Here is a 10258-nt window from a genome sequence, read left to right as displayed (position 1 = left end):
TCACACGCTTTGATTCAGGCAGCTCCGATGATGTCGTTAATCTCAATGCTGTTAGAGATGACGTCATCACTGGGGATGGTGACGACACCATTACAGCGACAGGATTGATAGGCCTTAATGGAGCCAATACTGGTAATAGCTCTAGGTACCGGGGAGTTCGCGCAGGCGATGGTAACGATTCAATCTCCCTAACGGGTGGAAGTGGGTACACCACATTTTCTAGCGATAGTACTAACGCAAGATATTCTTCGCGCATTGATGGCGATGCCGGTAATGACACAATTACCCTCGGAGGAAACCAGAATTACGGTGGCGTAAGGGGTGGCGTTGGTAACGATCTAATTGATGCAAGTGAAGCTAATTTTGCTCTTTATCTCAATGGTGATGATGGTGATGACACCATCACCGGAACAGCATCAAGAGATAACATCAATGGCGGATCTGGGGTTGATCAAATCAATGCTGGAAATGGCAATAATTTAGTCAGAGGTGGGGATGATGATGACATCATTACCTCCGGTGATGGCATCGATACTCTCTTTGGCGACAACGGCAACGACACCATTAATGCTGGGGCTGGAGATGACCTTGCCCAAGGGGGCTTGGGTAATGACACCTTCATCGCCAGCGCAGGCAACGATGTTTTCTATGGCAATCGCTCGGCGGCAGCAAAATCTGATGCCACTGAAATCGATACCGTTGTCCTTTCTGGTAACGCAGCGGATTACACGATCTCACGAGCCTCTGATGCAACCTTTGGCTCCGTTTATTTCATTCAAGACCAGCGCTCTGGCTCACCTGACGGGCTCAATACTCTCTATGACATCGATGCTCTCCAGTTCAATGATGGGAGTAGTGATATTCCCGATGAAGAGCCTGAATTTATCGATACATCACTTGCTCTTGATTACATTGCCAGCAGTTTTTCAGCAGATCTCACTGGCACATCATCTGGGCAACTCAATGCCCTAGTGCTTGATGATGCAGCGATTAGTTATGGCCCAGGGTCATCAACGAGTACCTATGGCTCACTCGCTGTGTCCAGTACAGGTGCCACAACCTTCTCTGGCAATGCAGCAGCCATTACGGCACAAACAACATCAACACTGGCTGATGGATTTGCTGTAACTGCAGCCAACGGCAGTGCCACAACAACGGCTGATTACACCATCACAATTGCGAATCCAAGCGCAGAAAACAACTTGCTGATTGATGCATCAGGCTCTGGCAGTATCGATGGCATCAAGTTTGGATCTACGGCAACAGCTAGCAGCTATGCCGGCACCTTGCTTAATTCCATCAACCTTGGTGGAGCTGCAGATACTGCCACGCTTGCTGATGTTGCAGGTACAACGGCTGCACTAGCCCTTGATGGTGGTGATGGCTTTGATCGCCTCAATGGCAATGTCTTTGGTAATTCGCTCACGCTGACTGGACTGGATCAAGGCACGCTTGATCAGGTGAATTTCACCAGTATTGAAAACATCTATTTAGAAGGCGGTAACGATACGGTCACCATTGAACAAGGAGGACGTCTCAGCGGATTACTGGACGGTGGCGCAGGAAATAACACTCTCGTGATCAACGATGGATCAACCATCAATGTTGAGACTGACGGCAGTATTTCCATTGGTGGTGGCAGTGGTGGAGGAGGTAGCAGCTTCTCTGGATTCCAAACGATCCAAGTTGGCACAGGTAGTGGCAGCCCTGAAACCAACACGATCACCTTGAATGGGAACAGCAACGTGGCACTGATTACCGGCCCTAATTCCGGAACAGTGGATGGCACTGGTTTCACCAACATCTCAGACATCAACTTGGCTGATGGCAATGACAATGCCGTACTTTCAGCAAGTGGTTCACTGACCGGCACCCTTGATGGCGGCGATGGAAGCGGTGATCAATTAACCCTTAATGATCAGAGCAATACCCTCAACCTTGATCAATCCCTAACTGGCTCCATTTCTACATCCGGGAATGCACAAAGCACAGCGATTACTGGTTTCGAAACCATCCGTCTTGATGAAGGCTCTGATGTTGTCAATCTTTCTTTCACCGCTACCTCCGAGGCTGCAAACAAGCAATCCCTAAACCTGAGCGGTGGCAATGACACCAACAGCGGCACTGACTTGAGCAGCGACACCCTCAATATCACACTCAATCAGGAAGAGCTTCTTCACCTCGAAGACACAAATCAGCTAACAGCCTTTGAGGATTATCTAGAGACTCCAACAGATCAAACGATTTCAGTTGATTTCTTAGAATCAGCGTTGACTTTCACAGGCTTTGAAAGCGGATCCATCACAAAAGAAGATGTGGATCCACTCACAGGCCTCAATGTTGCTGATGGTGAGTCCTTCCAGAAAGAGTTTTTTAGAGCCGACACAAAAGAAGATAAGTTTGGCTTCAAAGGCGTTGGTGAAAATGGTGATTACATCTTCCGTATCGCAGATTCCAATGACAATCTCGCAGCCGATACACTCACAGGCTCTAACTACGCAGTGGCCTTAGTCACTCGTGGATCTACCTTTGAGGAAGCACTAGCTGACGGTGATTATGTGATTTCAAATGCATTTGATGTCGAAGAAGGGCAACGCAGCTTTATCAGCATGAGCGGCGCTGATGTTAACAGCTTCAAGAATGAAACTGATAGCAGTAAATACACAGCTCTTCTGATTAATCTGGATACGATGGAGGCTGATAGAGAGAAAAAAGTAGGGACTTTATCAAAAGAAACTAATGAAAGCTTTGATGATCGCCTCGATGGCTGGGGATCAACCCTTTCATCGTCTTCTAATGATGATTGGGAGCTAGGTGATCCTATTGTCGATGCACTGATACCATCAGTAGTTCCCACGATTTGATCTAAGAAAAAAGGTGAGGAGCTCTGCTCCCCACCTTGCTGGCTAAGGAGGTTTGTGGTGATTCAGAAGATTTTCAGCGCTGCCAGGATGACCAAATAAATTTTCCTCGCGACGTCTAGCTGGTCAGCGAGCCTCGAATTTACGCACTAATTAATAGGCAGGAAGGACCCATTGTCGCCATAGAAGTCGTTGAAAATACTTTCCTTGCTAAGTATTGACTAGCCCCGCCACAAGCGGCTTTGTATTTTTCAGATCACTGCCTAATCACGCCTAAGCATCATTCGACATAACAATGCAGTACCCATGAATGGGTAGTTTTTATGTTCAAAGATCCCCCGTTTGGGGGATTGGCTTCTTTTTTCTTACCACTATTATTTAAGCAAGCTTAATCTAGACAAATGGCTGAATACGGAAAAATTCAGAGACCAAATTCAAAGCCTGGTCTTCACAGGTCGTCGAACAATAAAGTACTAGCTGGAGTATGCGGTGGTTTAAGGGAGTCGGGCTACGGAGCAGCTAATTTCTGGAGAGGGTTGTTCATTGTCTCGAATTTCTTTGTTCCTTCGTCTGGCATTATTGTTTATATAGTCATGGCATTGACAATAAAGATGACAGGCTCCCAGTCGGTAGAAAGCACTGCTAAAGCTGGCTCACAAGTATTCAATGCGGCATTGCCTACAATTGCTAATCCGATAAATACTCAAATTAACAATAAAATTGAATCACCTGAGCTTCCTGATGGCGCAATTTACTCTATGCAAGGTGTCGGAGAACAATTAGTTGTATACCCTAACAAGCTCACAATATCTCCTCAAGGTGCTTTTGGCTTTTTCACTAAAGGCATTAGTGGAACCAAGAGCATATACTTTAAGAATATAACTGGCATTGAGTTCAGAGAAGCTGGGGCTGTATTCAGTGGATTTATAACCTTTACTATTCCAGGCGCTAACGAAAAAAATGCGGGAATTTTCCAAGCCGCTTCAGACGAAAATACATTTATGTTTGCTGGTGTTGACAAAAATGTATTGGCTAATACTATTAAAGGATATGTAGAGAAGAATCTAGGTCTGCCTGCAATTCAGTCTAATTCTGGCAACGGTGATATTTCTGTTGAGCTTGAGAAGTTTATGCGGCTTAAAGAACAAGGTGTGATCGCTGAGGATGAATTTGCGGCTGCTAAGAAGAAATTATTAGGTCTTTGACTGTTGGAACTCAATGATAAGTCAGAAGCTCTTAGAAGAGAAATATGCACAAACAAGAACGACTGATTATTTGCGCCACTAGCCCCGCCACGAGCTGAATTTTTTATTGATTTGAATGTTCAAAGGAGTTGCATAGCGAGGCGGGGCATGAATAGAACCCAAAACTCTTACTTCAGGGATTATTATTTGATTTAGAAAGATCTTTTTGATTAATTGCTCAATACGGAGGCTGATTGGCCATGGCACGAGCAACAACAGAAGAGATCTCCGACCGCATCGACACGCTCCAAGGGCTGATCCTTGAGGGTGAGCCCAACACTGCATGTCTCACCTTTGCGCGACAGCAGTGGGGAGTCTCAAGGGCTCAGGGTTACCGCCTCCTTAAACGTGCATGGACGCAGATCAAGGCTGACGTTGATGAGACCGGTATCGATAGACAGGAGCTATTGGCATGGTCGATTCAGACGCTGATGGCTGCTGCTGGTCAGGCAAAACAACAGAAGAATCCTGGAGCTGTTGTTGCATGCATCAAACAACTCGATTGGATGACGGGCTTGGGGATCAACTCAATATCTGGGCAAAGGGTGCACAGAGTTCATCGGTGATATGGATTTAGATCCTGATTCGTTGTCGCAGGTCGAGGAGGCGTTCATCGGCGCTGGCTTGCTTTGACTCAATGCTGATCTGCGATCTGAACAACTCGGCGGCAGTAAGCCACGAACTCCTCAGGGGCCATGTCCCCTTTGGCGTCATTCGTCTGCCAGCTGACGATTTCAAAGTCAGGCACCGGTTCTGCTTTGACATGATCAACAGTCGGCAGCATCGCCATCTCCCGTTTGTAGGCAGCCCCTTTTGCTTTGCTTTTCTTGTTGTCGTACTCGCCAAGCAGTTCTGGATTGAGCTTGGAGCCGTCGTAGGGATCAAAGCCGTTGCAGCGATGAAATGCCTGATCGATGGCCTCTATCGCTTGCTTGGTGCTGTATTCGCCACCACGCCTCTTGTCGCGTCTGGTGACTGCCACAGCCTTCCGCTGTATCAGTTCACTGTATTTCTTATCGCTTTTCCCAACCCAAGCAGGAGCACTCCAACTCACGCCAACACCAGTCATCCACTGCTCCCTAGTTAGCCATGACCCGCAAGAGAGTCACCGCCAGCGAGAAGAAACAGCGCCATGAATGGGCCGTCAAGCAGATAGTCGCGGGAGTTGGTTTCAGCTAGCTAACTGCTCTCACTGCTGAAACATGGGGGGTCTCACGCCGCACTGCCTGTGACGTAGTGGCTAAGGCCCATAGAGACTGGATAGAGGCGTTTAATCATGAGGACATCAATCAACGGGATCTGTTGTTCCAACGTCTCGGGAGGCTTGAGCGCACAGCGCGTAAAGCTGAGCGAGATGGCAACTACGCCTGCGTGATTGGAGGCGTCGCACAGATGAACAAGATGATGAAGCTTGGTGCTGATCAGCAGAACAGGTCCAATCAATGGGGTCATGCCTACCGGCGCTAAAAGGGCCAGAATCCCCATATCGCAGTATTCGAATGGGCTCCACACACGATGAGATCAACAGGATCGAGCGTGAATTGGATCAAGACGCAGGCAAGTTGAAAAAAGCTCAGTCGTCAGGCAAAGCAGCGAAGCATCAAAGTTTTGATGCAGTCTTCGCCACATCCGGGCTGCTTGTTGTGGTTGCACTTGCCATCGTTTTTGGAGGCCATCTCAACGACTCTCAACGCGCAGCTCTAACCGGGGGTGTTCTGGGCGGTGCTGGAGGCTTGCTAGTGGGCTACGGCGTTGGACGTATGCGCTGACTGTCTTAACTGGTCTTATGAAAGGCAGCGGATAATCTGACTGAAAGCTTTGCGGCTAAGAGGAAGGAAGCAGGGGTGCAGTGATGGATCCAGAAAAAATCAAAGAGAACATGCGACGGCTCAGCAACTTTGGAGAAGATCCGAAAAAGCGAGAGCCCTCTGTACCAAAGCCATTTTGGACTCCGCATACGGCAGATAGGGAGATCAAGATTGCACGTGATAAGAGGGAAATAGAGGTTGAGAGAAGGGCAATGGAGCTTGAGCGTGAGAGAAGGGAAATAGCAGAGGAGAAAAGAAGGGCCCAAAACAAATTTTATGAGGAGAAATTCCGACAAGAAAAGATTGCTTCCGAGGAGAAAATTAGAGAAGAGAAGGCTGCTTTGGAGAAATTTAGAGAAGAGAAGGCTGCTTTTAAGGAACTGATGATGAACAAATTAATAGCCAAGCAAGAGGCAAGGGAGCAAGAGAAACAAGAGCAAGATGCAATAGATAAAGCGCGAAAAGAGCAAGAAGCCTTATCTGTGCCGAGTGAACAGTCTTTTGGCTTTGTGTATTTCGTTCGTAATGGAGATCTCTGCAAAATTGGAATTACTGAGAACCTGCTTAGGAGAATGGATCAGCTCAAGCCTGATGAGGTTTTGAATGTAGTTCGATGCTCAAACTATGAGGAGCTAGAGCGGACGTTGCATAAACGATTTCGGGATGTACGGCTACCTCAAACAGAGTATTTCCGCCTCAGCGATGAACAAGTTCAAAAAGTCCACAGGCTAATTGTGGATCTAGCCGAGTTTTAATGATCTGGCTGTCTTGATTGTCCTTGTGGACGGCGACTTGTAGGCGCTTACGGTGTTTTCTTTGCGTCAGGCCCATAGTCTTTGAATTTATTGAGGTACGAAGGATTGGAAGTCCATATATAACTCTCTTTTCTTCCTTCCTTTTTGAAGGTTCCAGCTTTTTCATTGATGTCAATTGCCACGGCTCGAGCTTTCTCTAATGTTTGGATTGGAAACCTTGAGATTATTTCTACGTCATTCGCAAAATCGTTTCGTGCAACTCTTAGCTTTTTCATTAGGTTTTCTGTTTTGCACCAGCTAACTTTATGCATGCCTTTTGATTGCGATTTCATTAAATAAACCGTGTATATGTCTTGTTCGCTTGGCCTTTCAGGCTCCGCTTCTAGTTCTTCTTGATAGCGCGCCTCCACTTTGGTCGGTTCCATTAAGTATGGCCTGCCTGTTGGGCGTTGTGTAATCCATTCGGTGGAACCACTCCATCTTCCGTTGATGCCGTTGTACTTGTAGCTCTTGTATTTATCTAAGATTCTTTGCTCTGCATTAAATGCATTTTGGACGGTGGTGAATACCTGTGTGCCATCCAGCTTCACGTCTGGGACTTCGGGTTTAATTTGATTGATCCTTTTGGCAATGCCCATCGGATCGCAATATCCGACCTTGTAAGCATCATGCTGCTTGGAATAGAGAAGATAAACAGCAGAAGCCGATTCCCCAAGCCGTGTGAGGCGCTGAAACATGCCTGGGCCATCTAATTCTGCAATACCTGTATTTAGTGATTGTTCTGCTTGCTTGCGGCTTGTACTTGGCTGTGATTCTTCTTTGGGGATTGCTGCTGTTTTTTTCGGTGGTGACGGCTGCTTTTCTGAGGGAGAAGGTTTGTGATTAAAACTAGAGAGTGTGAGGTCTTCTTCAGGTCTTTTTCTTTGCGCGGCTGCCGCGAGCCTTTGTGCTCTGGTTCTTTCTTCTTTTAATTGATTCGCAGTTCTTTGTGCTGATCTTGTCTGCTTTTCAAGGTCTTTGCTCTTGAAGTAATACCAAACAACAAGTGCAACTAAAATAAGAATTACAAATCCCATTACCTTGACTCACCTGACTCCTTTTTAAGCCACCAAGGACTTGAACGAATCCCCCAAGGGGGGGATTCCATAATTGAGTTTATGCTGGTCAGGAGCCTGATGTCTTGGGCAACGGTCTGGGCCACAGATCAATCATGCCGCCAGCCCCGTTACGCGCACCTCCCGCCAAATGGAGAGAACTCCTGAAGTACTGGCGGTAGATCTCGGAGAGTGACCACCTGCTCACCTATCAAGAGCTCAGACACGATGGACAGGCTCGGACACGAGTTCTGTCTGCTGAGATCAACTGCAGTGCAGGGGGGCTGACCCGGTTCGGACAGACAGACACGCCATCCAGCTACCTAGCCGGGGCCTCGGCCAAGTCCCGCCATAGAGGGGTTCCCTGGAGCTTCAGGGAACTCTGAACCGTGTCCATCTGTCTAAATCGACCCGAAGCCCAGTCGAATAGAGCGATGGCGGCAGACAACCCCCATGTCCGCCGCTGTCCACGCTGTCTAAGGCCAGGGTTTCAGGGCCCTGAAGGCAGGGACCGAACCGGCCTGGAGACGTTCACCTAAGCCAATCACCTCCAGCTCGGCGATGGCCTTCTCGAACCCCATCGCACCACAATCGCGGATGCGCTTGGTGCCCTTGTCCTTGGCGTCCTGCCAGGTGATCAGGTCCTGCTTCAGAACATCGTTTTCCCAGCTAAGGGAGTGAACGTGACGCATCAGCTCGGTGCCGATGCTCTCCGGGGGCTGGTGGAACTCCCGGGTCTCTGAAATGACCTGATCCACCATCGCGGTGGCCGCCCGCACGAGATCGAGACAGATCTCGGCAGTGGGGTCCTCCCCCTTCGTCCACACCAAGTGAAGGAGCACCGACAACCGAAGCGCATTGGCGCTGGTCTTGCCCAACATCGCGGAGATGACCGACGGCGTTGAAGGCTTGAACGCCTCCAGCTGGTGGGCGCGAAACCAACCGTTGAAATGGCGGCGAGCCTCTGCGCTGAGTCGATACCGACGGGGCGGCAGCTCATACAACTGACGGGCATAGAAGGCCAAGACCCTTTCCGCCCGCTCAAACGCCTCCTCCTGCTCAGAACTGATCGGATCGTCCTTCAGATCCAGCGGTTTGAGGGGGCACTTCACCATCAGAATCCGGGCGAATTTACCGCTGGCGTCAGAGCCATTGATCAGCTCTCGCAACACCTCATCTTGGACTCCACCGAACAGGGAGACATGGCAAGAGGAATAGCTCCGCACCTCACCCGTACCGGCCTTGCCAACGCGAAGAGAAGTGCAGCCATCACCGTCGTACGACTCTAAAAATTGAGCCTCAGCGGTCCCCCTGCCTCGCCTGGTGTCAGCCTCAAGCGCCCGCAGCATCCCGCTCAATTCAGCGCGAGTCAGCAAGACACCGAGGCCAGCCCGCTCATAGAACTGCAGCCACATCCCGAGCGCCTCCGGGGAGAACTCGTTCTGATGAAGCGGGCACCGGCGGGGAGGGTGATTGTCGCGGTCCTGTGGATCGGCGTCCTCCCACTCCTTCAACAGCCTGTCAAACCGCGCCTTCTCCTCCGCCTGGAGCTGACGGGTCGGATCGGAGATGAGGGCCTTTTGAATTGGACTCTTCGTCAGGCCGCTCGGCCCCACCAGCCCGACGTAGAGGTTGGCGGGGACCCAATAGCGACAATCCGGCGACACCTTGGTGCCGAGCTTGAGCAGGCCGCTGTAACCGCAGAACAGCGTCAGCACGGAGGTCAGCGCATCAGCAGGCAGCACCTCCATCACCAACTCCACCGCCTTCGCCAGATCTGACGGCAAAAGGTTGTCGAAGCTAAATCGCTCGCGGCCCTGAGCGACCCGGATGCTCTTGGCTGCATCCCTGATCGCCTCGTACGTAATGGTGGAGTGACGGTCCACCACCGACTGCACATCAGCCATCAGCGGGCCTCCGGTAGCCGTGCTGCTGGGCTTGCCACCAGAAAGTCCCAGCACTGATCTGATCACCTCCAGAGCGGAGGATCTGGTCGGGGTCCCAAACGTTAGGGCTGTGGGCTTCGAGGAGTTCTCGAGCCACATCCATGCCGTAACCAGCGTCGTAGCAGGCAGCCTTCAGGCCCCAGGCCATGTTCCGATCCACCGGGTAATTGCCGTGGCCCGGCACCCGTGGCGGGATGAGCTTCAACGCATCGGCGATGTCCTGCAGCGTCCGCGTCGGCTGCTTGCGATAAAGCGACTTCGGGATGTGACGAGGACGTTCCGGCAGCGGGGGCAACAGCTCCTCGAACAGCTCTGGAGTGAAGCGGTCGCCGGTGATGTTCAGGAGTGTGCTCTTATCCCCAACCCTGCCGTCCTTGTGGATGTACCAGGCACCGGGCAATCGCATGCACCGGCTGGGGTCCTTCACCGCAGGATCGCTGCCGCAGTGATTGATCAGTCGCTGAATCAACGGACGCCACCGAGCCGCCTCGATCGGTTGCTCGAACACCCAGTAGACGTGAAGGCTCTTGCCCCCGGTGAACAGGCCGAA

10 protein-coding genes are annotated in these 10258 nt (G+C 50.4%); 5 read left to right on the top strand and 5 right to left on the bottom strand.

Translation table 11 applies throughout. From position 1 onward, the window contains the following. The 3 genes from NCN04_RS03850 to NCN04_RS03840 all read left to right on the top strand — a co-directional run. Positions 1–2864 (top strand): beta strand repeat-containing protein (locus tag NCN04_RS03850; protein WP_502988747.1); only part of this gene is annotated, 2864 nt, incomplete at its 5' end. 398 nt (positions 2865–3262) lie between these two features. Continuing rightward, positions 3263–4066 (top strand): PspC domain-containing protein, encoded by an 804-nt coding sequence (locus NCN04_RS03845; RefSeq protein WP_250395225.1) that lies wholly within the window; start codon positions 3263–3265, stop codon positions 4064–4066. A gap of 239 nt (positions 4067–4305) precedes the next feature. After that, the gene (locus tag NCN04_RS03840) at positions 4306–4671 is read left to right on the top strand and encodes a hypothetical protein (RefSeq protein ID WP_250395224.1); all 366 of its coding nucleotides are present in this window, start codon (positions 4306–4308) and stop codon (positions 4669–4671) included. Between the two features lie 68 nt (positions 4672–4739). On the opposite strand, the gene NCN04_RS03835 is transcribed toward NCN04_RS03840, so the two are convergent. Both NCN04_RS03835 and NCN04_RS03830 read right to left on the bottom strand, forming a co-directional pair. After that, a complete protein-coding gene (locus tag NCN04_RS03835) occupies positions 4740–5174 on the bottom strand; it encodes a hypothetical protein (RefSeq protein WP_250395223.1) in 435 nt (144 codons plus the stop codon). 143 nt (positions 5175–5317) lie between these two features. Continuing rightward, the gene (locus tag NCN04_RS03830; protein ID WP_250395222.1) at positions 5318–5590 is read right to left on the bottom strand and encodes a hypothetical protein; all 273 of its coding nucleotides are present in this window, start codon (positions 5588–5590) and stop codon (positions 5318–5320) included. Between the two features lie 14 nt (positions 5591–5604). Between NCN04_RS03830 and NCN04_RS03825 the strand changes: the two genes are divergently transcribed. Then, positions 5605–5874 (top strand): hypothetical protein, encoded by a 270-nt coding sequence (locus tag NCN04_RS03825; RefSeq protein WP_250395221.1) that lies wholly within the window; start codon positions 5605–5607, stop codon positions 5872–5874. Between the two features lie 83 nt (positions 5875–5957). Then, complete coding sequence (locus tag NCN04_RS03820; protein ID WP_250395220.1) at positions 5958–6668, top strand: GIY-YIG nuclease family protein; 711 nt, start codon at positions 5958–5960, stop codon at positions 6666–6668. A gap of 47 nt (positions 6669–6715) precedes the next feature. Here NCN04_RS03820 and NCN04_RS03815 read toward each other — a convergent pair whose 3' ends face one another. The 3 genes from NCN04_RS03815 to NCN04_RS03805 form a co-directional block, all read right to left on the bottom strand. Beyond that, positions 6716–7744, bottom strand: coding sequence for a GIY-YIG nuclease family protein (locus tag NCN04_RS03815; RefSeq protein WP_250395219.1), 1029 nt, complete (start codon positions 7742–7744; stop codon positions 6716–6718). A gap of 494 nt (positions 7745–8238) precedes the next feature. Beyond that, on the bottom strand, positions 8239–9723 hold the full coding sequence (locus NCN04_RS03810; protein ID WP_250395218.1) for a DUF3987 domain-containing protein: 1485 nt from the start codon (positions 9721–9723) through the stop codon (positions 8239–8241). After that, positions 9662–10135: a hypothetical protein gene (locus NCN04_RS03805; protein ID WP_250395217.1), complete on the bottom strand. Its 474-nt coding sequence runs from the start codon at positions 10133–10135 to the stop codon at positions 9662–9664. Before NCN04_RS03805 ends, NCN04_RS03810 begins: the two co-directional genes overlap by 62 nt. Positions 10136–10258 lie beyond the last annotated feature (123 nt).

Source organism: Synechococcus sp. MU1655, assembly GCF_023630655.1.
In the GTDB taxonomy this organism is placed as follows: domain Bacteria; phylum Cyanobacteriota; class Cyanobacteriia; order PCC-6307; family Cyanobiaceae; genus Synechococcus_C.
The sequence above is the reverse complement of the archived record's forward strand: the minus strand, read 5'-3'. Positions and strand labels throughout refer to the sequence as shown.